The sequence below is a fragment of the Pseudoxanthomonas sp. LARHCG66 genome (genome assembly GCF_052871755.1).
Window position 1 is genome coordinate 50,986 of record NZ_JBIXJW010000007.1, and the last position, 24,861, is coordinate 75,846.

A 24,861-nucleotide genomic window follows, 5' to 3' on the forward strand; every position below is an offset into this window, starting at 1 on the left:
CATGGCACTGTCGGCGTGCGGTCGCGACTTACGTCGCTCCTACAGGGAAGCGGGCGGCTCCTCATGCGTGCTGCTCCAGGAACGCCAGCAGCTGGGCTTCGTCCCAGATCTCGATGCCCAGTTCCTGCGCCTTGGCCAGTTTGGAACCGGCGGCTTCACCGGCCACCACCAGATGCGTCTTCTTCGACACGCTGCCGGCGATCTTGGCGCCGAGGGCTTCGAGTTTTTCGCCGGCTTCATCGCGGCTCATCGCCGCCAGTCCGCCGGTGAGCACCACGGTCTTGCCATCCAGCGGACCGGCAGAGAGGGCGACGTCTTCCGGCGTGACCCGCAGCAGTTCCTCCAGCGCCGCGCCACTGCGCGTCAGCAGCTGTGCGTTGGCCTCGTCTTCCAGCCACGCGGCGAAGGCATTGGCCGAATCGCTGGGCAGGCCGGCGGTGACGAAGTTGTGCACCGGCGCATCCAGCAGCGCCTGCGCCGACGGGAACGCCGAGGCCAGCTGCTCGGCGCGCACGCGGGTGACCTTGGGAATCTCCAGGTCCACCAGCAGCGTGGCCAGGTCCAAGCCCGCGCGCAGCTTGCCGGACGGCGGACGCGTGTCGCCGATCACCACGCCACGCGCCAGCAAGTCGTCGATGGCCTGCTGGTTGCCCGGCTGGTCGAGGAAGTGACCCAGCGAACGCGCCACTTCGCCCCCGATGTCGGGTACGCGCTTGAACAGCGGCCATGGCAGGCGGCGGATCAGCTGCAGGTCGCCGAACCACTGCGCCAGCGCCTTGGCCGTGCTCTCGCCCACATGCTGGATGCCCAGTCCGAACAGGAAGCGTTCCAGCGTGGTGTGCCGGCTGCGGTCGATGGCCTCGATCAGGTTTTCGGCCCACTTCGTCGCGACCTTGCCGGACTTGACGGTCTCAGGCGTGGTGCCATCGCGCTCGTCCACGCGCCGCTTCATCTCCAGCAGGTCGTCCACGGTCAGCGTGTACAGGTCGGCGATGCGCTGCACGATGCCGAGGTCGCTCAGGTCTTCGACGAACCGCTCGCCCAGGCCTTCGATGTCCATCGCGCGGCGCGAGGCGAAATGGATGATCGTCTCCTTGCGCTGCGCCGGGCAGGTCAACTCGCCGCTGCAGCGCCACACCGCCGCGCCTTCCTCGCGCACGATCTCCGAGCCGCAGACCGGGCACGCCGTCGGCATCTGCCATGGCTGCGTGCCGGCGGGGCGGCGTTCCAGCACCACACCCACCACTTCGGGGATGACATCGCCGGCGCGGCGGATGATCACGGTGTCGCCGTTGCGCACGTCCAGGCGCGCCACCTGGTCGGCGTTGTGCAGCGTGGCGCGCGTCACCGTCACGCCGCCCACGTGCACCGGCTGCATCAGCGCCCACGGCGTCACCGCGCCGGTGCGGCCCACGTTGACCTCGATGGAATCCAGCACGGTCATCTGTTCCTGCGCCGGGAACTTGTGCGCGATGGCCCAGCGCGGCGCACGCGAGACGAACCCCATCGTGCGCTGCCCTTCCCCGTCGTCCAGCTTGTAGACCACGCCGTCGATGTCGAAGGGCAAGGCGTCGCGGCGTTCGCCGATGCGGCGGTAATAGTCCAGCAGGCCGTCCACGCCTTCCACGGTCTCGCTGAGGCTGCTGACAGGGAAGCCCCACGCGCGCAGCTGCTTCAGCGTGGCCGAATGCGAATCCGGCAGTTCGCCGCCTTCCACCAGGCCGGTGCCGTAGGCGAAGAACGCCAGCGGCCGCTGCGCGGTGATGCGCGGGTCCAGCTGGCGCAGCGAACCGGCCGCGCCGTTGCGGGGATTGGCCAGCACCTTGCCGCCGTGCAGGCGGGCGTGTTCGTTGTACGTCTCGAAATCCGCGCGCGGCATGTACACCTCGCCGCGCACTTCCAGCACGTCCGGCCAGCCCTTCCCCCGCAGCCTGAGCGGAATGGCCTTGACCGTGCGCAGGTTGAGGGTGACGTCCTCGCCGGTGGCGCCGTCGCCGCGCGTGGCGCCCTGCACGAACGCACCGCCTTCGTAGCGCAGGCTGATGGCCAGCCCGTCCAGCTTGGGCTCGGCGGAGAACAGCAGCGTGGGCCGCTTCAGCTTGTCGGCGATGCGGCGGACGAAGTCCTCCACCTCTTCGTCGCTGAAGGCGTTGCCCAGCGACAGCATGGGGATGGCGTGGCGCACCTCGGCGAACTTGCCCGCCGGGGCGTTGCCCACGCGCTGGGTGGGCGAATCGGCGGTGACCAGCTCGGGGTGGGCCGTTTCCAGTTCATCCAGTTCGCGCAGCAGGCGGTCGTACTCGGCGTCCGGGATGTTGGGCTCGTCGAGGACGTGGTAGCGGTGGTTGGCGTCCTCCAGCTGGTGGCGGAGGTCGGCGATGCGGGCGGCAGGGGTCGTCATACGTGAATTCTAAGGCCGGGCGCCGTGACGGGAGGTGCAGTGGCGGCGCCTTGAGGGCCGCCCCCTGCCCTCCATCGCGTCGCGTCGTGGCGGCCGCCAGCAGCCCATCGCCCTCGACGCCCCATCCGCAAGGCTCCGAATCCCAAGCACAAGGCTCACCTGCCCCATCGATGGCATTCAGAGCCCCATCGATCGCCCGTTGAAAGCCATCGATGGGTGTCCGGGAGCCATCGATGGCTCCCGGAATGTGATCGCTGGGGCTCGGGTGCTCCGTCAATGGGTTTCAGAAAGCGATCGATGGGTCTTTGAGTGCGATCGATGGCTCTCCGAAAGCCATCCGATGGCCTTCCGTGCCCCACCGTTGGGAATCCGAGCCTTGCACGCAACGCTCGGAGGGCCATCGATGGGGCTCCGAGCCCGATCCCCGGCCTCCAATGTGACAGCTGTCCCGGCGGCTGAGCACCACTCCGTTGGTCACGGCATGCCCGCCCCGACCGTCATCCGCACCGGGATGCCCGCCGGATCGAAGCCTTCCAGGCAGAACACGTTGACGCCGTAGTAATCCGGGGTGACGCGCTTGCGGTGGAACGGATAGATGCCGCACACCTTGCAGAAGTGGTGGCGCGCGGTGTGGGTGTGGAACTGGTATTCGGCCAGTGCCTCCGTCCCGGCCAGCAGGCGGAAGGCGCTCTCGTGCACCTTCACCATCAGCGCGTTCTTCTTGCGGCAGATCGAACAATCGCACTGCGTCAGCTCGGGGAAGTCGGTGTCGATCTCGAAGCGGATGGCGCCGCAGTGGCAGCTGCCGATGCAGGTTTGCAGGGGGCGGCTCATGCGGCGTCCCACTCAGCCAGATGCAGCAGCACGCCCGCCGGGTCCCAGACATAGGTCACCCGGGCGCCGTAGTCCTCGTGCTTCGGGGGCGCCACGCGGGCATCGCCGTACGCGCCATTCGCCAGCACCGCGGCGATCTGCGCATGGCAGGCCGCGGCATCGGCCACGGTGAGGTGCAGCATCGTGTTCTCCAGCCAGTCCTTCTGGTAGTAGCGCTGCAGGTAGAAGCGGTGCGCGCCGTTCGTCATCAGGGCAAGCTGGTCGTCGAGGTAGTCCGTCGTCCAGCCGAGGGCTTCGTAGAAGGCACGGGAGATGTCGAAGTCCTTCGCACCGATGAAGGGACGGACATCGGTGACGCAGAGGTCGAGCGTGGGCATATCCTGGTGTCTCAAGCAGAGGATTCGTTTGTGCTGCGTGTACGCCGGGCCGCGTGATCAGGTGTCGGCGTACTCGGCTTCGTGCGCCCTGAGCTGCTCGGGCAATGCGATGCCGTCGCGTCGCGCAATCGCGAACATCGCACGCTGGGTGAAGCCGCCATGGATCTTTCCGGCGCTGTCCCGCACCTGCCAGTCCTCGATGTCCTCGAAGGCGCAGCGATGCAGGCGGTCCGGCGTGCCGTTGTGGGTCACGGGCGGCGTGACCAGGCGCACGCCCAGTTCGCCTGGCCCGAGCACTTCGACGACCTCGGCCCACAGGTGCTCCACCTGCCCGGAACTGCTGACGAAGCGCAGCTTGACCAGGGCGCTCTCGCGCGGCCCTGCCAGGTGCGAGCGGAATGCCTCCAGGGTGGCGGTGGCGCGCTCCATCGCGGCCAGCAGCAGGGGATCGTCCGGGTCCGTCTGCAACGGTGGAAACTCGGGACGCGGCGAACGCCATCGGATGAAAAGCCACAATGCGCCACACAAGGCGAGGAACAAGCCGATCTTGACGGGCAATGGCATGGTGGATCCTGCAAGGGGCGACCCAGCGCAAGGTACTGCACACGCGCAACACGGGGAAGCTCAACCCGGGTGCGCGGCTCCGGTGGGCAGGAACCGCACCACCTTCTCCTTCAACCGTTGGATGAGTGCCGGATCCATGAAGTCGTAGTTGTCTGGAATGTCCAGGCAGACCACGCGCTTGCTGTTGAGGTGGCGGGCGAACTTCGCTGACAGGCGGGCCCGGTGGACCTTCTCCATCACGAAGATCAGGTCCGCCCATGCCAGCAACTCGGGCGAGACCGGGACTTCGGCTTCATGACCCAGTCCCGCCGAGGCCGTCTCGATCCCCGGCCAGTCGGCGAACACCTGCTCCGCCGTGGGGCTGCGCAGGCGGTTCTGGGTGCAGATGAAGAGGACGTGGCGGGGCATGGTGGTCAGCGGTGATAGGACGCCTGCAGGAACCGGAGTGCGGCGATTACCTGGTCGACACGCGCGTCGCTCAGGCGGCCGATGTGGTCCTGCAGGCGGTGCCTGTAGAGGGAGGATATCTGCGACGCGATCACCACGCTCTGTTTGGCGAGCCCGCCTTCGCCGGCATCCAGCAGCACCACGCCGGGTTCCGAAATGCGATTGAGGTTGGAGCTGAGCGCGCAGACCACGACCGTGCCGATCCGGGATTGGTTGAACACGTCGTCCTGCACGACGACATGCGGATGCGGCACGCCGGGGACCGAGCCACGGGATTCGTCGGCCGCTACCCAGAAGATGTCGCCTCGGCGGATGATGCCTGCGGCAGCGGGCGTGTGGAATTCTCTGTCCATGGGAGGAGATGGTAAGGCAACGATCATGGCCTGCCACCCGGATCATCGCCGTGTCCGGCGCGCGCGGAAGCCTACGCATGGACTCCGGATCCGCTCACCGCAGGATCTTCTCCATGGCTTTCCCTTTCGCCAGTTCGTCGACCAGCTTGTCGAGGTAGCGGATCTTCTGCATCAGCGGGTCGCCCACGTCTTCGACGCGCACGCCGCAGACCACGCCGGTGATCAACGAGGCGTTGGGATGGAGCGCCGGCGCCTGAGCGAAGAACGTGTCGAAATCGACCTTGTCGCGGATCTGCCGCTGCAGCCCGGCCGCGTCGTAGCCGGTCAGCCAGCGGATGACCTCGTCGACTTCCGCCTGCGTCCGTCCTTTGCGCTCGGCTTTCTGCACGTACAGCGGGTAAACGCTGGCGAAGGAGGTGGTGAAGATGCGGTGAGCGGACATCGTGAGCACTCCAGTAGACCGGGACAACGTCATCTGAAGCAATCGTAGGATGGGTTGAGCCGGAGGCGATACCCATCACGATCTTTCAGCGGCAAGCGATGGGTATCGCTTCGCTCAACCCATCCTACGCGCTGACCTGACCCAAACGTCGGCGTCATAGGTTGGGGTGAGCATAGCGAACCCCAACACGCGATCGTTATCCGATGCAGAAACGGAAGCGGCTCCGGCGATGTTGGGCTTCGCTACGCTCAGCCCAGCATATGCGCATTAACCAGCAATGCCGAAACTTTCAGAAGCTTTCACTCTGTGTTTGCAGCCAAGCCGCAGCAAGCGCTTGTTCCCCATCAACTTCATCTCCGAGCCTTTCCACAAACGCAATGCTTAGGAGGTGGATCTCAGGGCGGACTGCCGGATTGTCCTGAACGCTAAAGCCAAAAACAAAAGCGTAGAGACTTCTATCCTCGACGACTCGACCTTTGGAAACGGCGCTCGACTGGAGAATGAATGGAACTGCTGCCTGTGGCTTTATTTGAACAAAGCCTTCTTTAGCTGGCACCCGTCTTACCACCATTTCCTCGAGTCGAGCCACTTCAGAGGACAAATACATAGTGAAATCAGGAGGAAGCACGGATCGATCCACGCCTCCAAATGCTTCCGGAAATCGAAACTTCGCGCTCTGGAGCACGAAGCTTGAATCGACTGGTACAAGCCTGACCTTACGATTCTCAGAATCAACCGTGCCAGAGAGAACAAGCGACCGCTCTGCCGCTCGATCCTCTTTCGCGAGCTCAAGCGCCTGCTGACTGACGCTGCAACTCTTTACAGAAGACGAGAACGCGAGGATAGAAATAACGACTGCGACCGCTGCGATAACGTTAGCAGGCTCCAACCAACCACGCAGAACGTCAGGAGCTCGCTTCGAAAGCTTCTTCCTTGCCAACCTGGCCTCCGACAATCTGCGAAATTATTTAGAGCCCACTCACCACCGCGGCGCCTTCGTCAGCGGCGGCGCTTCATGCTGGCGGTCATACGCGCGCAATTCTTCGCGGATATGCTGGATCCGCTGGCGGCCGAGGGTGTTGCGGCTGTCGTCGAGGACCACGCCGCCGAGCAGTTCGGCCATGCGTTCGACGTTGGGCAGCAGCTTCTCCCACGCTTCCAGTGCGGTCATCGGTGCCGGCAGGGTCAGGAAGAACGCGATGGCCGGGGTTTCCAGCGTGCGGATGTTGGCCATGTCGAAACTGCCGGGCTGCATGATGTTGGCCATGCTGAAGACCGGGCCGCGCTCGGGGTGCCCTTCCACGAGACGGTGGAACACGTTCATGTGGCCGAAGGTCAGGCCGGTCTTCTCGGCCGCGACCACGATGTCCTCGCCGCGCAGCACCTGCCCGGCCTTGGCCGCGACATACAGCGAGACGATCTTGTCGAAATCCTGGCTGGGCCGCTTGCCCAGATCGCTTTCCACGCCGGCGACCGGCGTACCCCCGGGCAGGCCCAACTCGGGCTGGCTGACGCGATCGTCGCTGTAGTCCTGCACCTGCTCGCTGGTGTCGTCGCCGGCAATACTGGGCTCGACGCGCGCGGTGTCGCGCTCGGCGGGTTCCAGCCGGCGACCCTGGCTGGGTTTCTTGGGACGACCGAACAGGAAGATCGCCACCACCAGCAGGACGCCGGCAACAACGATTCCGATACGAAGCATGGCCATGTCGGACACAGGGGTTTCTCCGGCAGGGTGGGATCGATCAGGGTCAGGCGGCGCCGGCCAGGCGGGCGGCCTCTTCGAGGTCCACCGACACCAGCCGGCTGACACCGGGTTCCCGCATGGTAACGCCACTGAGCTGGTGTGCGGCTTCCATCGTGGCCTTGTTGTGCGACACGAACAGGAACTGCACCTTCTCGCTCATCTCCTTCACCATGTTGGTGAAGCGGCCCACGTTGGCCTCGTCGAGCGGCGCATCGACTTCGTCCAGCAGGCAGAACGGCGCGGGATTGAGCTGGAAGATGGCGAACACCAGCGCCACGGCGGTCATCGCCTTCTCGCCGCCGGACAGCAGCGAGATGTTGGATACGCGCTTGCCGGGCGGACGCGCCATGATCGCCACGCCGGTGTCGAGCAGGTCTTCGCCGGTGAGTTCCAGATAGGCGTGGCCGCCGCCGAACAGGCGCGGGTACAACTGCTGCACGCCGGCATTGACGCGGTCGAAGGTGTCCTTGAAGCGGCCACGGGTCTCGCGATCGATCTTGCGGATGGCTTCTTCCAGCGTTTCCAGCGCGGTGGTCAGGTCGACGTTCTGCGCATCCAGATACTCCGAACGCTGGCTGGCTTCGCCGTACTCGTGGATGGCGGCAAGGTTGACCGGCTCCAGCCGGCGCATGCGGCCGTCGATCTGGGTGACGGTCTGTTCCCATTCGCGCAGGTCGGCGACCTCGGGCAGCGTGTTGATGACGTCGTCCAGCACGAAACCGTCCGCGACCACGGCCTCGGACAGCTGCTCTGCCTTCAGCGCGAGTGCCTGCTGGTCGAGCTTGCGCTGCGAGATGCGCTCGCGCTGGGCCAGTGCCTGTTCGTCGCGCTGCTGGCGCGTCTGCTCGTACTGGCGCAGCTCGTTGTCGATGCCCTCGAGCAGCGAACGCGCTTCCGCAAGTTGGCGGTCGGCGGTGACGCGGTGTTCCAGCGCGACCTGGCGCTGGGTTTCCAGCTCCTGGACCGGCGAATCGCCTTCGTTCAACTGCAGGGTGAGCTCCTCCAGTCGCGAATCGAGCTGCCCGCGCTGCCCGCCCATGCGGTCCAGCGCCTGGCTGAGCGATACGATCTGGGCACGCTGCGATTCCAAGGTCAGTGCCAGCGCGTGCACGGTGTCGCGCGAACTGCGGGCCGCTTCGCGGGCCTGGTCGCGGGCCTCGACCAGCTGGCGGCGTTCGCCTTCCAGGGCCTGCCGTGCGGACTCCAGGTCGCCCATGCGGGTAACCGCATCCTCGAGCTTGGAACGGGCTTCGCGCGCCTGTTCGCGGCTGGCATCCAGCGTTTCGACCAGTTGCGCGATCTCGCCGTCGATGCGTTCCAGGCGGGTGCGGGTGGCCTCCACCTTGCCCTGCTGGCTCTGCAGCTGGCCGGCCAGTTCGGAGACACCGCGATGCGCCATGTAGAGCGTGCGCTGCGCATCCTCGCGCTGCTGCTCGGCGGCGAGCAGCTGGTCGCGCAGGTGGGCCAGGCGCTCTTCGAGTTCGGCTTCGCGCGCCTGCAGGGTTTCGATCTCGCCGCGCAGCGACTGGATCTCGCGCTCGCGCAGCAACGCGCCCTGCTTGGCCGCGCCGGAGCGCAGCACGCGCACCCAGCCGGCGCCGAGGCGTTCGCCATTGCGGGTGATGACGGAATCGCCCTCGCCCAGCTGCGATTGCAGCCGGCGGGCTTCGCCCAGGTCCTCGGCCACGTGCAGACGGGCCAGTAGGCGACGGATCGCCGCCGGGCCCTGCACCTTGGCGGCCAGCGAGGTCGGTGCGAACGCGACATCGCCACGGTCGTCCGACACCAGGGCGATGCGGCCGTCGCCCAGTTCACCGAGCGCATCGACCAGGGCTTCGGGCGCATCGACCAGCACGCCTTCGATCAGCTGGCCGAGCGCGCCTTCGACGGCGTTCTCCCAGCCCGGCTCGACGGTCAGCTTCTCGCCGACACGCGAAGCGCTGTCCAGGCCGCGCGCCTTCAACCAGCTCATCGCGGCACCCTGTTCCTGGCCCAGCGCGGCGTGCTGCAGGGTTTCCAGTGAGGACAGGCGGCCACGCGCTTCCTGCGTGCGCTTGCGCACGTCGGACAGTTCGGTCTGGGTGCCACGCTGCTGTTCCTGCATGTCGGCGGCGCCCTGCTTGCGCGCCTCGACCTGCTCGGCCAGCGTGTCCAGTGATTCCTTCTGGGTGTCGTGCTGCAGCTGCAGTTGTTCGAAGGCGGACGCGAGTGCGTCCAGATCCAGCCCGAGGCGTTCGTTGGCCAACGCCTCGCGACGGCGTTCGGCTTCCAGCGACTGGCGGTCGAGGTAGTCCACGCGCGTGCGCTCGACATCGCCGGCACGCGAGGCTTCCGCCGATTCGCGGCTGTGGGTTTCCCAGCGCTGCTGCCAGTCGGACAGCCGTGTCTCGGCTTCGCGCAGCGCGTCCTGGCGGAACACGTCCTCCTCGCGCAACTGCTCCAGCTGCGGTTCGGCATCGGCGACCGACTCGCGCAGCACGTTGAGGCGGGTCTCGTCGCCGCTGATGTGCTGGCCGAGTTCCTGCAGCGCGTTGTGGGCTTCGTCGCGGGCCTTCTTCAGGCGGTCGCCGAGCTCGCGCTGGTGCTGGATCTGCTGTTCGATGCGGGCCAGCGTGCTGCCGACCTGGTAGACCTCGCCCTGCGCCTTGTTGAGGGCATCGGCGGCTTCCTCGCGGCGCACGCGGTCGGTCTCGAGCAGGCGCTCGGCTTCGCGCTGTTCGGCGATCAGCTGCTGCAGCCTGGTTTCTTCCTGCGACAGCGCCTCGCGCAAGCCCTGCAGCTTGCCGTCCAGGCCGCGGTACTCCAGCGCCTTCCACTCGGCGTCCTTCACCCGGCGCTCTTCCTGCAGCGCCTTGTACTGCTCGGCCTGCTTGGCCTGGCGCTTGAGGTGCTCGAGCTGCTTGCCGATTTCCTCGCGCAGGTCGTTGAGTCGGTCGAGGTTCTCGCGGGTATGGCGGATGCGGGTCTCGGTTTCCTTGCGGCGCTCCTTGTACTTGGAGATGCCGGCCGCCTCTTCCAGGTACACGCGCAGGTCTTCCGGCCGCGCCTCGATGATCTGGCTGATCATGCCCTGCTCGATGATCGAGTAGCTGCGCGGGCCCAGGCCGGTGCCGAGGAACAGGTCGGTGATGTCGCGACGGCGGCACTTGGTGCCGTTGAGGTAGTAGTTGCTCTGGCCGTCGCGGCTGACCAGGCGCCGGACCGAGATTTCGTTGAAGGCGGCGAACTCGCCGCTGATGGTGTGGTCGCTGTTGTCGAAGATCAGTTCGACCGAGGCCTGCGAGACGGGCTTGCGCGCCGCCGAGCCGGAGAAGATCACGTCGGTCAGCGAATCGCCGCGCAGGCGGCTGGCCGAACTCTCGCCCATGACCCAGCGCACCGCATCGATGATGTTCGACTTGCCGCAGCCGTTCGGACCGACCACGCCGGTCATGTTGGTCGGCAGGTGCAGCACCGTGGGGTCGACGAAGGACTTGAAACCGGACAGCTTGATGGTGGAAAGGCGCATGCGGCGGTGTCTTCCGGGCACCGCGACCGGACCGGGCCGGCGCGCTGCCGCAAGTGTGAAGTGGGATCAGCTAGGACTGCCAACCTGTTGATTCGTATGACAATCCGACCCGCCCGAAGGCGTGCCAACGAATGAGTATAGCCGCCCCTGCCATGGGATGCCCGGGCCTTTCGGCGCCGTACTCCCGGCCACTGCGGGCGTACGGAGAGGCCGGCGCCTGTTAGCATCGCAGGCCGCTTCACCCCTCCTCCCTCACTCATCAACGGTCCCCACTCCGTGTCTCTTTTTGCATCCGTCGAACTGGTGCCCGGCGACCCCATCCTGGGGCTGACCGAGGCTTACAACGCCGATCCCCGCACCCAGAAGGTCAACCTGGGCGTCGGCATCTATTACGACGAACAGGGCCGCATCCCCCTGCTCGACTGCGTCCGCCAGGTGGAACAGGCGCTGGCCGACGCCGCCAAACCGCGCGGTTATCTGCCGATCGATGGCCTGGCCGCCTACGACGCCGCCACCCGCGAGCTGGTGTTCGGCAAGGATTCGGCGCTGGTGGCCGCCGGCCGCGTCGCCACCACGCAGACCGTCGGCGGCAGCGGCGCGCTGCGCGTGGGCGCGGACCTGCTGAAGAAGCTGCTGCCGCACGCCACCATCGCGATCAGCAACCCGAGCTGGGAAAACCACCGCGCGGTGTTCGGCGCGGCGGGCTTCGACATCGTCGACTACACCTACTTCGATGCCGCCACGCACGGCCTGGACTTCACCGGCCTGCTGGCCGACCTGGGCCAGCTGAAGCCGGGCACCGTCGTCCTGCTGCACGCCTGCTGCCACAACCCCACCGGCGCCGATCTGACGGTCGAGCAGTGGAAGCAGGTCGCTGCATTGATGAAGGATCGTGGCCTGTTCCCCTTCATCGACATGGCCTACCAGGGCTTCGACAAGGGCATCATTGAAGATGGCGCCGCGGTACGCATCGTCGCCGAGGCCGGCATCGACAGCTTCATCGTCGCCAATTCGTACTCCAAGTCGTTCTCACTGTACGGCGAGCGCGTCGGCGCGCTGTCGGTGGTCGGGCCGGACGCCAACGCCACCAAGGCGGTGCAGTCGCAGGTCAAGCGCATCATCCGCACGATCTACTCCAGTCCATCCACGCACGGTGCCGCGCTGGTGGCCGGCGTGCTGGCGAGCAGCGAACTGCGTGCGGTCTGGGAAAGCGAGCTGGGCGGCATGCGCGAGCGCATCCATGCCCTGCGCGCCGGACTGGTGGACAAGCTGGCCGCCCTCGGCGCGCCCGAGTTCGCCTTCATCCAGCAGCAGGCCGGCATGTTCTCCTACTCGGGGCTCGGCAAGGCACAGGTGGATCGACTGCGCGACGAGTTCGGCATCTATGCCGTGGGCACCGGCCGCATCTGCGTGGCCGCGCTGAACCAGCAGAACCTGGGCTACGTGGCGGAAGCGGTCCGCACGGTCAGTCGCGGCTGAGGCCGCGCTTCCAGCCGCATGAAGAAAAAAGGGAGGCTGCGGCCTCCCTTTCTCAAAGCGTCTTTGCATGAGCGCCCCCGGGCGCAGTGTTTACAGGCGCAGCCCGCTGTCGGGGTCGAAGAAATGCAGCGCAGCCCCTTCGACGGTCACGCGCAACGCCTGGCCCGGTTCCGGCAGGCGCTGCGGCGGCACGCGCGCGACCAGCGCCTGGCCCGCGTACGCAAGGTTGACGAAAACCTCGTTGCCCACCGGCTCGATCAATTCCACCTGCGCCTCGAAGGCCGGTTTGCCGATGCTTGCCGGCTGCAGGTGCTCCGGCCGCACGCCCATCGCCACGCGGCGTCCTTTCCATGCATCGGCGACCGGTGCGTTGCCTAGCGGCAGCCGTGTCCCGTCGTCGAGTGACAGATGCAGGCCGTCGGCCTGGTCGAGCGTGCCATGCAGCACGTTCATCGCCGGGCTGCCCAGGAAACCGGCGACGAACAGATTGGCTGGCCGTTCGTACAAGGCCATCGGTGTGTCGATCTGCTGGATCTCGCCATCCTTGAGCACCACGATGCGCTGGCCCAGGGTCATCGCCTCCACCTGGTCGTGCGTCACGTAGATCATGGTCGCGCCCAGCTGGCGATGCAGGCGGCCGATCTCGGTACGCACCGAATGGCGCAGCTTGGCGTCCAGGTTCGACAGCGGCTCATCGAGCAGGAACACCGAAGGCTCGCGCACCAGCGCACGCCCGAGCGCCACGCGCTGGCGCTGGCCACCGGACATTTCGCGCGGCAGTTTGCCCAGCATGTGCGTCATGCCCAGGGTCTCGGCAGCGGCGTTGACGCGCCGGTCGATCTCGGCACGCGGCGCCCCGCGCAGCTTCAAGCCGAAGGCCAGGTTCTCGGCCACCGTCATGTGCGGGTACAGCGCGTAGCTCTGGAACACCATCGCGATATCGCGGTCTTTCGGCGCCACGTCGTTGACGCGCCGTTCGCCGATCAGCAGGTTGCCGTCGGAGATCTCCTCCAGGCCGGCGATCATCCGCAGCAGCGTGGACTTGCCGCAGCCGGACGGGCCGACCAGCACCATGAGCTCGCCATCGGCGATCTCGAAACTGGCCCCGTGCACGGCCACCTGGCCGTTGTCGTACACCTTGCGCACGCGGTCGAGTTGGACACTGGCCATCATTGCTCCGGTCGGGCGACGCCCATGGGTTGTATTCGCTGCGACCGGGCCCTCCCGATGGCAGGCATGCCCTCGCGGGCGATGCGTTCGGCTTCCCTTTCCGCAGGCGGGGAAGTTCGGCTATTCTGCCATGTAACCGTTTTCACAACGCAAGCCGTCCCCTGCATGCTGGTGTGCGCGGGCGGGTCGCACTGCCCACGCACGCCATGTCCGTCATGCCTCCCTGCGCCTCCGACCGCACGTCCTCCTATTCCGGAATGGCGCATACGTATACGGATGCCGCATGGACGCGCATGCCGGCATCCCGTCGGTGCAGGTGCGCGCTATCATGCGCCGCCCACGCGATGTGGCCCTTCTCCGGCAGCACAGGATCGACCAGGCGAATGCAGCGGACCCGTTTTGGAAGCCACCCCGCATCGAACAGGATGTTTGCCGCATGAGCAACGCCGAGCGCGTCCTTCTCGCCGATATCGGCGGCACCAATGCGCGCTTCGCGCTTGCCGATGCGGCCGCTGCCGTTCCGCTGCTGGACGACAGCGTGCGCGAGTTCGTGGTCGCCGACTTCCCCTCGCTCGCCGAGGCCGCGCAGCATTACCTCGATGAAACTGGCGCCACGGCGCAGAACGGTGTCTTCGCCGTTGCCGGGCGCGTCGATGGCGATGAAGCCCGCATCACCAATCATCCGTGGGTGATCTCGGTGAACCGCACGCGCCAGGCACTGGGATTCCAGGGCCTGAAACTGGTCAACGACTTCGCCGCGCAGGCGATGGCGGTGTCACTGCTGACGCCACGCGACGTGGTCGCCATCGGCGCCGCGCAGTGGCAGCCTGCGCCGTTGTCGGTGCCGCGCACCTACGCCGTCATCGGGCCCGGCACGGGCCTGGGCGTGGCGGCGCTGGTGATCCGCGACGGCCGTGCGTATCCGCTGGAAACAGAAGGCGGGCACGTCAGCTTCCCGCCCGGCACGCCGGAAGAAATCCGCATCCTGGAGATCCTGTCCGCGCAGTTCGGCCGGGTATCGAACGAGCGCCTGATCTGCGGCCCCGGCCTGGTGAACCTGTATCGCGCGCTCAGCGAGATCGCGGGCGAGGATCCGGGCGGCCCGCTGGAACCGAAGGATGTCACTGCACGCGCCGCGGCAGGCGATCCGCGCTGCGTGCGTACGCTGGATGTGTTCTGTGCGGTGTTCGGCGCCATCGCCGGCGATCTCGTGCTGACCACGGGCGCGTGGGATGGCGTGTTCCTCACCGGCGGACTGGTGCCGAAACTCCTGGCGTCGCTGCAGCATTCCGGCTTCCGCCAGCGCTTCGAGCACAAGGGGCGCTTCTCGCCCGCGATGGGACGCGTGCCGACGCTCGCGAACGTGCATCCGCGGCCGGGCCTGCTGGGTGCGGCGGCGTACGCGGTCGAACTGTTCGGCCCCAAGACACCCGCGCGCACCTGAGGTTTTGCGCAGATGCGCGCTGCAATGCAACACGCGCAATGCTTCGATGCAGGGACTGGTCTGCCTTTGGTCGCTTTCGCACCTGCGTCAAAGGCGGTAGAAAGCATCATGCCGTCGCCGTCGTTCCCCGCCCTTCCCCTCCACGCGCTGGAGATGCCGGAAGGCTGCGCCTCACGGCCTCATCTCGCCACGCCATGCAGAATGCATCCCTCTGCAGCCTAGCCCTACGCCCATGAGCCTGCACCCCCGCATCCAGGAAGTCACCGAACGCATCCGCCAGCGCAGCGCCCCCCTGCGCCGTGCCTATCTCGACGGCATCGATGCCGCGCACCGCGACGGGCCGCAACGCTCGCGCCTGAGCTGCGGCAACCTGGCGCATGCCTTCGCCGCCTGCGGGCCCACCGACAAGGGCCGGCTGCGCGCCGACGTGACGCCGAACCTCGGCATCATCAACGCCTACAACGACATGCTGTCGGCGCACCAGCCGTTCGAGCATTACCCGGAGATCATCCGCAAGGTGGCGCGCGACCTCGGTGCCACCGCGCAGGTCGCCGGCGGCGTGCCCGCCATGTGCGATGGCGTGACCCAGGGGCGCCCCGGCATGGAACTGTCGCTGTTCTCGCGCGACGTGATCGCGCAGGCCACGGCGATTTCGCTGAGCCACGACATGTTCGACGCCGCGCTCTACCTGGGCGTGTGCGACAAGATCGTGCCCGGCCTGCTGATGGGCGCACTGGCGTTCGGCCATCTGCCGGCGGTGTTCGTGCCGGCTGGCCCGATGTCGCCAGGCATCCCCAACAAGGAAAAAGCGGCGGTACGCGAGCGCTACGCCGCCGGCGAAGCCTCGCGCGAGGAACTGCTGGAAGCCGAGGCCGCCAGCTATCACGCCGCCGGCACCTGCACGTTCTACGGCACCGCCAACTCCAACCAGGTATTGCTGGAAGCGATGGGCCTGCAGTTGCCGGGCACCTCGTTCGTCAATCCCGACCAGCCCCTGCGCGACGTGTTGACGCGCGCCGCCGCCGAACGCGCGCTGGCCATCACCGCGCTGGGCGACGACTACCGTCCGATCGGCCGCCTGATCGACGAGCGCGCCATCGTCAACGCGATGGCGGCCTTGATGGCGACCGGCGGCTCCACCAACCACACGATCCACTGGATCGCGGTGGCGCGTTCGGCCGGGATCGTGCTGACCTGGGACGACATGGACCTGATCGCGCAGACCGTGCCGTTGCTGGCCCGCGTCTATCCCAATGGCGAAGCCGATGTGAACCGCTTCGCGGCAGCCGGTGGCACGCAGTTCGTGTTCCGCGAACTGCTGGATGCCGGCCTGATGCACGACATCACCACCATCGTGCCGGGCGGGCTGCGCGCGTTCTGCGATGAACCGCGCCTGCAGGACGGCAAGCTGGCCTACGCACCCGGCGTAGCCGAGAGTGCCGACGAGGAGGTCGCGCGTCCCGTCTCGCGTGCGTTCGAGCCGCAGGGTGGGCTTCGCCTGTTGCGCGGCAACCTGGGCCGTTCGCTGATCAAGACATCGGCGGTGAAGGCGGAGTACCGCTACATCGAAGCGCCTGCGGTGGTCGTCGATGATCCGCGCGCATTGAACAAGCTGCACGCTGCCGGCGTGTTGCCGCAGGACTTCGTGGCCGTGGTCCGCTACCAGGGCCCTCGCGCCAATGGCATGCCGGAACTGCATTCGCTGGCACCGCTGCTGGGCCTGCTGCAGAACCAGGGCCGGCGCGTGGCACTGGTGACCGACGGTCGCCTGTCCGGCGCCTCGGGCAAGATTCCCGCCGCCATCCACCTGACCCCGGAAGCCGCCCGCGGTGGTCCACTGGCCAAGCTGCGCGAAGGCGACATCGTGCGTCTCGATGCGGAAGCCGGCACGCTGGAAGCCCTGGTCGATGCGGCGGAATGGGCGGCGCGCGAGATCGCACCGAACACCTCGCCCGCCGCGCTGGACATGGGCCGCAACCTGTTCGCGGTCAGTCGCGACGTGGTCACCCCTGCGGATCGCGGCGCGATGTCGATTTCCTGCGGCCTGCCGTACCACGACGGCACCTGGGAATACGATGCCGAGTACGAACTGGGCGACGCCGCGCATGCCGCCGAAGCGCCGCATGAAGCCAAGGATGCATGAGCTTTCCCCTTCTCCCCTCGGGAGAAGGTGCCCGAAGGGCGGATGAGGGTGGGTGTCATCGTGATGGTGAACTGCCCTGACCTTCGTCGCCCTCTCCCCAACCCCTCTCCCGATGCGAGAGGGGCCCACTCCAACTGATCGATACATGATGACCATCGAAGCCCGCCAGCAGAAAGCCGAATCCCTCCTCCGCGCCGCCGGCATCCTGCCGGTCGTCACCGTCCACACGCTGGATGAAGCGCGCAAGGTGTCCGAAGCATTGCTGAAAGGCGGCCTGCCCGCGATCGAGCTGACACTGCGCACGCCGGTGGCGATGGAAGCGCTGGCGATGCTGAAGCAGGAGCTGCCGGACATCGTGATCGGCGCGGGCACGGTGCTGACCGTCGAACAGATGGAGCAGTCCATCGCGGCGGGCGCGGATTTCCTGGTGACACCCGGCACGCCGCCGCACATGGCGGAAGCGCTGGCCGCCGCGGACATCCCGGTGGTGCCCGGCGCCGCCACGCCGACCGAGTTGCTGTCGCTGATGGCGCGCGGCTTCCGCGTGTGCAAGCTGTTCCCCGCCACCGCCGTGGGCGGTCTGGCGATGCTGAAAGGGCTCGCCGGCCCCATGTCGGAACTGAAGATCTGTCCCACCGGCGGCATCACCGAAGACACCGCCGCCGACTATCTGTCGCAGCCCAACGTGGTCTGCATCGGCGGCTCGTGGATGGTCCCGAAAGGCTGGCTGGACAACGGCGAGTGGGACAAGGTCACCGAGAGTTCGGCCAAGGCCGCCGGCATCGTGCAGCGCGTGCGCGGCTGACATCTCCGCCGTGTGTAGGAGCGACGTGAGTCGCGACCGCAAGAATGAGGCGTCCTGATATCGGAACGCAGCCCGCTCGCCAGGGCCAGGAAGGTGTCGTGCTTGCCCCGGTGCTACAGGTGGCTGTTGCCGTGCGGTCGCGACTCACGTCGCTCCTACATGGGAGCATGGGGCTTGAGGTCCACTGACACGCCCTGCCGTCTCCATCCCCAGGCGAGCACGGCGTACCAGCCGACCATCAGCAGTCCGAGCCACCACTCGAAGACGTTCTCCCACCGGTCCTTCGCTGCCGGGTCGGCGACGAACAAACCGGCGGCGACATTCGCCACACCGAGCAACAGCATCGCCAGCGCGATCCACGACATTCCTGCGATCGTGCTTGCCGGCAGTGCATGCGAGAGTGAGGCACGCCGCATCAGCGCCAACTGCGCCAGATAGCCGAATCCGAAGTAGACGACCACGCCGTAGCGCCTCAGGAAACGGTAGGTCTCGCCTTCGGTGCCAAGGAAGGTGGCGTAGACCGCCAGTGCGAACGCGGACAGGACACCCAGCAGCAGCATCGCACGCCCGCCGTGCAACCAGCGCACCGACAGCCACCACACCAGCGCATGCAGCACCGCGCAGGGGATCACCATCAGGCGGAACAGGTGATTGCCGAGTCCGTGCCGAGCCGCACGACTGATCGAGACGCAACCTTCCGTGTAGGGCATGCAGGCAGGCACATGGCCGCCCTGGATCGACAACAGGTAAGCGGCGTGCGCGGCGACCACGAACAACAACGTGATCAGCAACGGTAACGGCCAGAGCGGGATGCGGGTGGTGTCGGCGGGCATGGCGGCGACGGGACGATACGTCACATGGGCAATGTACTCCGACCCGCGATGCGGCGCAGAGCGCCGGAGTTTGCCCGGCCCCTGCAGGCCGCCGTGCGGATCTCCGCTCCACGGCAGGGCAGCGGAGCAAGCTGCGCTGCTCCGGTCAGGGCATCTTCACCACCACGCGGGCGGGCAGCGAGGTGATGCGCAGTTCACCATCCTTCCACTGCGCCGGCTTGCCGTTGATGCGGGTCTCGCCCGGCGTCGTTCCGTAGGGCCACGGCAGCACCAGTCCGCCCGCCGGCAATCTCAGCCCGGCCTTCGCTTCCAGCACGACCTCGTTCCCAGCGTGACGCAGCGAGTAGCCCAGCACGCCATTCGGTGTCCGCAGGCCGTCGATGGCGATGCCCTCGCCATCCAGCCAACGGGAGGGAACGCCTGACGCCAGCACGATGCTGTCATCCAGTTCGCGCGTGTAGGCGAACATGTCCAGCGCCGAGCGCACGAAATCCGACGCCACCCATGCATGCGGCAGGTCACCGACGAAGAACGGTTTGCGCGGTGTGCGCGACACCACTTCCGCCCACTGGTTCCAGGATTGCGGTGCGCGATCCTTGAAGAAGTAGTCCAGCACGTCCCAGGCACGGTCGCGCCAGCCCAGTCTGACGAAGGCCGCCACGTTGCGCCATTCGTAGGGCGTGTAATCCTTCCACTCGCGCTTGCCATCGCGGCGCTGCACGAACTCGGTCCAGTAGCGCTCGAACGTCCCGTGCAGCAGGTCGGCCGGCAGCTTGCCCTGTTCCCCGCCCGGCGCCAGCGCGATGGTGGTCGAGGTGGGGTCGAAATCGCCGATTTCCGCCGCACCCGGCAGGTACGTGATGCCGTGCAGGCGCGTCGCCGCGCGCAGGGACGCGTACAGGTCATCGCGGAACTGGTCGCGCGACGCCGCCATGCGCTTGGACGCTGCGGTTTCGCCCAGCGCGTCGGCGACCTCGACGGCATCCTTGTAACCCCGCAATGCCCAGAAGTTGTCCCAGTACGAATGCATCGGCTTGGCCGAGTAGCCTTCGTGGCTGATCGAGGCAGGCATCATGCCGTAGAAGGCCGCATTGACCGCGCGGTTGGCCTCGGTGCGCTCGCTCAGACGCAGTTCCTCCATGTAGGCGAAAGCGCCCTGCACGTGCGGCCACATCTTCCTCAGAAAAGCCTTGTCACCGGTATAGCGGTAGTACTCGGCGATGTTGAAGATCAGCTCGCCATGGCTGTCGTTCTCCGGCACGGGGTCGCTGCCCCGGTCGTCGACGCAACACGGCACCTTGCCGTTCTCGAACTGGTACGGCGCGTAGTACTCGACGTACTCCTTCACCACTTCCGGACGACCGAGGCGCAACAGCCCTTCCGAGATCATCGCGCCGTCGCGGATCCAGCTGCGCGAGTAGGAGCGCGTGCCCGGCTGGAGGCGCGGCCCGATACGCGAGATCAGCATATGGGCCAGTGCGGTGCGCAGGGTGTCGGCGACGGGCTGTCCTTCCGCAGGCACCTGCAGCTTCATTTCACCGAGCTTGCCGCGCCACATGGCGGCCGTCGCATCGCGGTCGCGCGTGGCATCGATACGCGTCGGCAGATCGCCTTCCAGCGGCGCGACCCAGTCGATGTCGCGGCTCTCGCCCGGCGCCAGGGTGAACCGGTACAGCATCGCGCCCGACGCGAGGCCGGTCGCGTCGCCCGTCACGTGCGCGCTGCCCTGTTCGCCCCCGGCATCGACCACGTCAAGCCGCTCGCGGACCAGCCCTTCATCGAACCGGGAGGCCAGCACCGCGTCCGGCTGCGCGAACCGCACGCTGTCGCGCCCATTGACGGTGGCCACGCCGTCACGCAGCACCAGCGCGTTGACGGGGCTGAAGCCGCCCGTCGTATTGAGGAACTGGCTGGGGGGATTCACCTGCCAGGGCTGTACGGCCAATGCCAGCACGTAGTCTCGCGGGGCGACACCCGTGTTGGTCAGGCGATGGCGGGCGACGACGCGCGAGTCGCCGGGTCTGCCTGCGGCAAAAGCCGTGGTGGAAAGCGCGAAGGCGGCATGCTTCCAGGCGACGGTCGGAATCGGCAGATAGCCATCCTGCAGCGACTGGGTCGCCTGCACGTCCGCCCAGCCGATCCAGCGGCCATCGACCTGCACGAACGGTTCGACGCTGATGCCGCCCTTCGCGATCTCGATCGCCCCGTCCTCACCGATCAATCCCTGCTCGCGCCCGCCATCCAGGCCCACGATGGTCCAGTACGGCTGCTCGCCGCTGAATCCGCGCGGGAACCAGCCCTTCGGCGATTCGGCCGCCATCGCCTTGATCAGGTCGTTGGGGTGCGCGGCGAACGCCAGCGACTTCACCTCCAGCTCGGCCAGCGAGAACGAACGTCCGGGACCATCGCCGATATTGACGCGCACATAGCGCGCCTCCGATTCCGGCAGCGCCAGATAGTCGTTGCCACCATCGCCGCCCACCACCGTGCGGACGTCACGCCAGCGCATGCCATCGTCGGACAGTTGCACCAGATAGTCCGAAGCGTGCTGCCCGGATTTCCAGCGCAGTACCAAGCCCCCAAACTCGCGTACCTTGCCCAGGTCCAGCGTCAGCTGGGGATCCGTGTCGCCATGCAGATCGGCCGACCACGCCGTCTCCCGCCTGCCGTCCACGGCCATCGTCGGTGTCCCTGCAGGAAACGCCACGGTGGCGCTTGCCTTGCCTGTCAGCGGGGCTCCGTCATCCACCGGCAAGGGTTGGAATGTCAGCTGGTCGAAGCAGATCGCGCCCTTGCCGCCTGCATTGTTGTAGACCGTGAACTCAAGCTTCGCGCTCCGACGCAGCACGCGGTCGGGGTCCGGTCCCCAGGCCTTGTCGATGTGGCGCTGCTTGTAGCGCACCGGTGTCCAGGTCGTCGGGTAGTCGTACTTCGGCCGGTTGACCCACCAGACGTTGTCGCCACTCGCGTCGATAACCTTGAACTGCAGGTCGTTGCGTGGGGAATCGCCGCGCAACTGGAAGCCGAACCGGTAGTTCGCCGGGTATTCCAGCGGCAAGTCACGCTGGATGCCCGCATGCCCGGACACGCCATTGAAATCGTAGTCGAGGCAGAGCGCCTTGCCTTCCACGCCATCGACGAGCCGAACGGCGGCACTCACCTGGTTCGACGTGACCACCCGCCAAGTCGCGACGTCGTCGAAACCGTCCAGCACGCGCACCGGTTCGGCGGCTGCGGCACTGAACGCGACCAGGGGAAGCAGCAGGAAACCGGCCGCAGCGCGGAAATGGGTCGACACCATGTTTTCGTCTCCGACAAGGGGCTGCAAGGCGACAGGCTCAGCCTTTCACGCTGCCCAGCAACAAGCCCTGGATGTAGTAGCGCTGCAATGCGAGGAACAGCAGCAGCACCGGCAGGATGGTGACGACCGAGCCCGCCATCATCAGTTCGTAATCCATCACGTGCTCGCGCGAAAGTCCTGCCAGTGCCACCGGCAGGGTCTGCAGTGCGTCATCGCTCAGCACGATCAGCGGCCACATGAAATCGTTCCAGGCGCCAAGGAAACTGAAGATGGCCAGCGTCACGAGGATCGGCTTGAGGCCCGGCAGCACGATCTGGAAGAAGATGCGCACCTCGCCGGCGCCATCGATGCGTGCGGCCTCGAGCAGTTCGTCCGGGATCGAGCGCGCGTACTGCCGCACCAGGAAAATGCCGAAGATCGCCGCCATGCCCGGCACGATGGCGCCGGCATAGGTGTTCACCAGCCCCATCTGCTTCAACAGCAGGAACAGCGGCATCATCGCCACCTGCGCCGGGATGACCAGCGCCGCGAGCAGCGCGCGGAACGTGCGGTCGCGCCCCTTGAAGCGCAACTTGGCGAAGGCGTAGCCGGCCATGGTGTTGAACAGCAGCGACAGCAGCATCACGCAGGTGGAGACGATGAAGCTGTTGACCAGGTAACGCCCCATGCCCGCGCGCACGAACAGTTCGCGATAGTTGTCGAGCGTGGGGGCCGCCGGCAGCAACGGCGGCGGGAAATGCCCCGCTTCGCCGGTCTGCATGAACGACACCGACAGCATCCACAGCAGCGGGCCGAGGCTGACGATGGCCAGCGCGACCAGCAGCGCATTGACGGCCACGGCGGCGACGCGCGTGTTCATTCGACACCCCGCCTGCGTGCGAACCACAGCAGCCCGCTGGTGACCGCCGTCATCAGCACGAACAGCAGGAATGCCACGGCGGACGCGTTGCCCAGGTTCCACCACTTGAAGCCTTCGTCATACATCAGGTACAGCACGCTCTTGGTGCTCTCCAGCGGGCCACCCTGCGTCATCACGTAGGGTTCGGCGAACAGCTGGAAGTAGCCGGCCATGGTCAGGATGCCGACCAGCAGCAGCACCGGGCCCAGCTGCGGCAGGGTGATGTGGCGGAACTGCGCCCAGCGCGAAGCGCCGTCGATGCGTGCGGCTTCGTACAGGTCTTCCGGGATGCTCTGCAGGCCGGCGAGGAAGATGATCATGTTGTAGCCGAAGTTCTTCCAGACCGCGAACAGGATGATCGTCGGCATGGCCCAGGCCGGATCGCCCAGCCAGTCGACCGGATCGATGCCCACCCAGGACAGGGCCCAGTTCACCAGCCCGTATCGGGTGTGGAACAGGTAGCGCCAGATCACCGCGACGGCGACCACGGTCGTGACCACCGGCGCAAAGAAGGCGGTACGGAAGAAGCCCTTGAAGCGGCCAAGCTTCGAATGCAGCAGCAGCGCGGCGCCGAGCGACAGCGCCACCGATAACGGCACGCCTGCGGCGACGAAGTACACCGTATTGCCGAGCGACTTCCAGAACAGCGGGTTCTGCAGCAGGCCGACATAGTTGTCCACGCCGACGAAGCGCAGGTTGTCGAGATCGGCCAATGCATAGATGTCGAAATCGGTCAGGCTGAGCGCGAGCGCGGCCAGCACCGGCAGACCGAAGAACACCACGATCACGATGATGGCGGGAGCGGCGAACAGCCAGCCCGCAAGCGAATGCGACGACCTCATGGTGCCGCTCCGGACTTCGCGGCCTGATCCAGCATCCAGCGACGCTTCTCGAGGATCCGGTCGGCGCGGCGGTCCAGTTCCTCGGCCGCCTGGTCCACGGTCATGCGGCCGTTCGCCACCTGCTCGCCGACCAGCCGCATCTCGGTGGCGATGCGCTCCCACTCCGGCACCTTGGGAGTGGAGACGGCACGTTCCAGCTGCTCGCGGAATGCACGGGCATACGGATCACCCGCAAGCGCCGGTGTCTGCCACGGCGAGCGACGCGGCGGCAGATCTCCGGTCAGCGCATGGAATTCCGCCTGCACCGACGGCGACGACAACCATGCGATCAGCTTCCACGCCGCCGCCTTGTTCGGCGAATCCTTGAACACGACGAAGCTGGTGCCATTGGCCAGCGAGGCACCGGGACCTTCGGGACCCGGCAGCGGCATCGTCATCCAGTCGTCCTGCTGCGCGGCAGGCAGGCGCTCCTTGAACTTGGCGATGTTCCAGGGGCCTGAGATGTAGAACGAATAGAACCCCTTGCCGAACTCGTCCCAGACATTGGATATCTGGTTGTTGGTGACGATCGGCGCCCATCCCTGTTCGAACATCTCTTTGTAGAAACCGAGCGCCTGGCGGAAGCCCTCGCTGCGGAAGTTGCCGTAACGGCCGCCATCGCGCAGCAGCGGTTCGGGCTGCTGGATGGCGAGGCTGAGCAGCGGCTCGAATTCGTTGAGCGGCAGCAGGATCGAGTAGTTGCCCTGCCCCGCGACCTGCTTCACCTGCCGCAGCGCCACGCGCCACTCATCCCAGCTCGCCGGCAAGGTCTCCACGCCGGCCTTGGCCAGCATGTCGCGCCGATAGAACGGCAGGCGCGTCTCCACATACCACGGCACTGCGTACGCGCGGCCTTCGATCACGCCGGTATCCCAGACACCGGGGAAGAAATCGCCCTGATCGAAACCCGGTGTCGCGGCGATCTCGTCGTCCAGCGGCTCCAGTGCACCGAGCGCGGCGAATTCGGGTATCCAGGTATTGCCGATCGGGCTGACATCCGGCAGCGATTCGCCCGCGAAAGCCGTCAGCAGCTTTTCATGAGCGGACAGCCAGGGCACGATCTGCAGGTCGACATGGACATCGGGGTGCTGGCGTTCGAACTCCGGCAGCAGCTTCGCCACCACCTCGCCCTCGTACCCCATCACCCAGAAGCGCACCACCGTGCGCTCGTCCCGCGTGTCCGCGCAGCCGGCGACGGTCATCGCGAACAGCAGGAACGCCAGAGAACAGCAGCGCA

General features: G+C 66.8%; 19 protein-coding genes and 2 pseudogenes. 4 read left to right on the forward strand and 17 right to left on the reverse strand.

The window, feature by feature from the left end; all coding sequences use genetic code 11:
* Positions 1-61: 61 nt before the first annotated feature.
* The 11 genes and pseudogenes from ACIPRS_RS17320 to smc form a co-directional block, all read right to left on the reverse strand.
* Positions 62-310: pseudogene (locus ACIPRS_RS17320) on the reverse strand (BRCT domain-containing protein); the annotation flags it as partial.
* Positions 311-483: 173 nt separating this feature from the next.
* Positions 484-2,401, reverse strand: a pseudogene (gene ligA / locus ACIPRS_RS17325) (NAD-dependent DNA ligase LigA); the annotation flags it as partial.
* A 474-nt stretch (positions 2,402-2,875) separates the two neighbouring features.
* Positions 2,876-3,235 (reverse strand): GFA family protein, encoded by a 360-nt coding sequence (locus ACIPRS_RS17330; protein ID WP_446539441.1) that lies wholly within the window; start codon positions 3,233-3,235, stop codon positions 2,876-2,878.
* A complete protein-coding gene (locus ACIPRS_RS17335; protein ID WP_446539442.1) occupies positions 3,232-3,612 on the reverse strand; it encodes a glyoxalase in 381 nt (126 codons plus the stop codon). The genes ACIPRS_RS17330 and ACIPRS_RS17335 overlap by 4 nt, the downstream gene beginning before the upstream one ends.
* Positions 3,613-3,669: 57 nt before the next feature.
* On the reverse strand, positions 3,670-4,176 hold the full coding sequence (locus ACIPRS_RS17340; protein ID WP_446539443.1) for a DUF2314 domain-containing protein: 507 nt from the start codon (positions 4,174-4,176) through the stop codon (positions 3,670-3,672).
* A gap of 60 nt (positions 4,177-4,236) precedes the next feature.
* On the reverse strand, positions 4,237-4,584 hold the full coding sequence (locus ACIPRS_RS17345) for a low molecular weight protein tyrosine phosphatase family protein (protein ID WP_446539444.1): 348 nt from the start codon (positions 4,582-4,584) through the stop codon (positions 4,237-4,239).
* Between the two features lie 5 nt (positions 4,585-4,589).
* Positions 4,590-4,976 carry a type II toxin-antitoxin system PemK/MazF family toxin gene (locus ACIPRS_RS17350; protein ID WP_446539445.1) on the reverse strand — a complete coding sequence of 129 codons (387 nt, stop codon included), beginning with the start codon at positions 4,974-4,976 and terminating at the stop codon, positions 4,590-4,592.
* Between the two features lie 94 nt (positions 4,977-5,070).
* Positions 5,071-5,418 (reverse strand): DUF2200 domain-containing protein, encoded by a 348-nt coding sequence (locus ACIPRS_RS17355; RefSeq protein WP_446539446.1) that lies wholly within the window; start codon positions 5,416-5,418, stop codon positions 5,071-5,073.
* 289 nt (positions 5,419-5,707) lie between these two features.
* Positions 5,708-6,358: a hypothetical protein gene (locus ACIPRS_RS17360; protein ID WP_446539447.1), complete on the reverse strand. Its 651-nt coding sequence runs from the start codon at positions 6,356-6,358 to the stop codon at positions 5,708-5,710.
* Positions 6,359-6,397: 39 nt separating this feature from the next.
* The gene (gene zipA / locus ACIPRS_RS17365) at positions 6,398-7,132 is read right to left on the reverse strand and encodes a cell division protein ZipA (RefSeq protein WP_446539448.1); all 735 of its coding nucleotides are present in this window, start codon (positions 7,130-7,132) and stop codon (positions 6,398-6,400) included.
* 34 nt (positions 7,133-7,166) lie between these two features.
* Positions 7,167-10,670 carry a chromosome segregation protein SMC gene (smc, locus tag ACIPRS_RS17370; RefSeq protein ID WP_446539449.1) on the reverse strand — a complete coding sequence of 1,168 codons (3,504 nt, stop codon included), beginning with the start codon at positions 10,668-10,670 and terminating at the stop codon, positions 7,167-7,169.
* A 276-nt stretch (positions 10,671-10,946) separates the two neighbouring features.
* Between smc and ACIPRS_RS17375 the strand changes: the two genes are divergently transcribed.
* Positions 10,947-12,149: an amino acid aminotransferase gene (locus tag ACIPRS_RS17375; protein ID WP_446539450.1), complete on the forward strand. Its 1,203-nt coding sequence runs from the start codon at positions 10,947-10,949 to the stop codon at positions 12,147-12,149.
* Positions 12,150-12,239: 90 nt separating this feature from the next.
* Here ACIPRS_RS17375 and ACIPRS_RS17380 read toward each other — a convergent pair whose 3' ends face one another.
* The gene (locus tag ACIPRS_RS17380; protein WP_446539451.1) at positions 12,240-13,319 is read right to left on the reverse strand and encodes an ABC transporter ATP-binding protein; all 1,080 of its coding nucleotides are present in this window, start codon (positions 13,317-13,319) and stop codon (positions 12,240-12,242) included.
* 436 nt (positions 13,320-13,755) lie between these two features.
* On the opposite strand from ACIPRS_RS17380, the gene glk reads away from it, so the two are divergent.
* The 3 genes from glk (at position 13,756) to ACIPRS_RS17395 (ending at position 17,711) form a co-directional block, all read left to right on the forward strand.
* Entirely contained in the window at positions 13,756-14,763 is a 1,008-nt protein-coding gene (glk, locus tag ACIPRS_RS17385; RefSeq protein ID WP_192202731.1) for a glucokinase, read from the forward strand.
* 232 nt (positions 14,764-14,995) lie between these two features.
* Entirely contained in the window at positions 14,996-16,906 is a 1,911-nt protein-coding gene (edd, locus tag ACIPRS_RS17390; RefSeq protein WP_337732169.1) for a phosphogluconate dehydratase, read from the forward strand.
* A gap of 148 nt (positions 16,907-17,054) precedes the next feature.
* Positions 17,055-17,711: a bifunctional 4-hydroxy-2-oxoglutarate aldolase/2-dehydro-3-deoxy-phosphogluconate aldolase gene (locus ACIPRS_RS17395; protein WP_337732170.1), complete on the forward strand. Its 657-nt coding sequence runs from the start codon at positions 17,055-17,057 to the stop codon at positions 17,709-17,711.
* 155 nt (positions 17,712-17,866) lie between these two features.
* Here ACIPRS_RS17395 and ACIPRS_RS17400 read toward each other — a convergent pair whose 3' ends face one another.
* From ACIPRS_RS17400 to ACIPRS_RS17420, 5 genes are all read right to left on the reverse strand, one after another.
* Entirely contained in the window at positions 17,867-18,568 is a 702-nt protein-coding gene (locus ACIPRS_RS17400; RefSeq protein WP_446539452.1) for a hypothetical protein, read from the reverse strand.
* 121 nt (positions 18,569-18,689) lie between these two features.
* Complete coding sequence (locus ACIPRS_RS17405; protein ID WP_446539453.1) at positions 18,690-21,845, reverse strand: discoidin domain-containing protein; 3,156 nt, start codon at positions 21,843-21,845, stop codon at positions 18,690-18,692.
* A gap of 37 nt (positions 21,846-21,882) precedes the next feature.
* Complete coding sequence (locus ACIPRS_RS17410) at positions 21,883-22,704, reverse strand: carbohydrate ABC transporter permease (RefSeq protein ID WP_446539454.1); 822 nt, start codon at positions 22,702-22,704, stop codon at positions 21,883-21,885.
* Positions 22,701-23,585 (reverse strand): carbohydrate ABC transporter permease, encoded by an 885-nt coding sequence (locus ACIPRS_RS17415; protein WP_337732174.1) that lies wholly within the window; start codon positions 23,583-23,585, stop codon positions 22,701-22,703. The genes ACIPRS_RS17410 and ACIPRS_RS17415 overlap by 4 nt, the downstream gene beginning before the upstream one ends.
* Entirely contained in the window at positions 23,582-24,826 is a 1,245-nt protein-coding gene (locus tag ACIPRS_RS17420) for a sugar ABC transporter substrate-binding protein (protein ID WP_446539478.1), read from the reverse strand. Before ACIPRS_RS17420 ends, ACIPRS_RS17415 begins: the two co-directional genes overlap by 4 nt.
* Positions 24,827-24,861 lie beyond the last annotated feature (35 nt).

Coding starts and splice junctions, on each gene's coding strand:
- ACIPRS_RS17395 (WP_337732170.1), top strand. CDS start 17,055: ATGACCATCGAAGCCCGCCAGCAGAAAGCCGAATCCCTCCTCCGCGCC.
- ACIPRS_RS17415 (WP_337732174.1), bottom strand. CDS start 23,585: ATGAGGTCGTCGCATTCGCTTGCGGGCTGGCTGTTCGCCGCTCCCGCC.
- ACIPRS_RS17380 (WP_446539451.1), bottom strand. CDS start 13,319: ATGGCCAGTGTCCAACTCGACCGCGTGCGCAAGGTGTACGACAACGGC.
- ACIPRS_RS17330 (WP_446539441.1), bottom strand. CDS start 3,235: ATGAGCCGCCCCCTGCAAACCTGCATCGGCAGCTGCCACTGCGGCGCC.
- ACIPRS_RS17345 (WP_446539444.1), bottom strand. CDS start 4,584: ATGCCCCGCCACGTCCTCTTCATCTGCACCCAGAACCGCCTGCGCAGC.
- ACIPRS_RS17340 (WP_446539443.1), bottom strand. CDS start 4,176: ATGCCATTGCCCGTCAAGATCGGCTTGTTCCTCGCCTTGTGTGGCGCA.
- ACIPRS_RS17335 (WP_446539442.1), bottom strand. CDS start 3,612: ATGCCCACGCTCGACCTCTGCGTCACCGATGTCCGTCCCTTCATCGGT.
- edd (WP_337732169.1), top strand. CDS start 14,996: ATGAGCCTGCACCCCCGCATCCAGGAAGTCACCGAACGCATCCGCCAG.
- smc (WP_446539449.1), bottom strand. CDS start 10,670: ATGCGCCTTTCCACCATCAAGCTGTCCGGTTTCAAGTCCTTCGTCGAC.
- ACIPRS_RS17405 (WP_446539453.1), bottom strand. CDS start 21,845: ATGGTGTCGACCCATTTCCGCGCTGCGGCCGGTTTCCTGCTGCTTCCC.
- glk (WP_192202731.1), top strand. CDS start 13,756: ATGAGCAACGCCGAGCGCGTCCTTCTCGCCGATATCGGCGGCACCAAT.
- ACIPRS_RS17410 (WP_446539454.1), bottom strand. CDS start 22,704: ATGAACACGCGCGTCGCCGCCGTGGCCGTCAATGCGCTGCTGGTCGCG.
- ACIPRS_RS17355 (WP_446539446.1), bottom strand. CDS start 5,418: ATGTCCGCTCACCGCATCTTCACCACCTCCTTCGCCAGCGTTTACCCG.
- ACIPRS_RS17350 (WP_446539445.1), bottom strand. CDS start 4,976: ATGGACAGAGAATTCCACACGCCCGCTGCCGCAGGCATCATCCGCCGA.
- ACIPRS_RS17420 (WP_446539478.1), bottom strand. CDS start 24,826: ATGACCGTCGCCGGCTGCGCGGACACGCGGGACGAGCGCACGGTGGTG.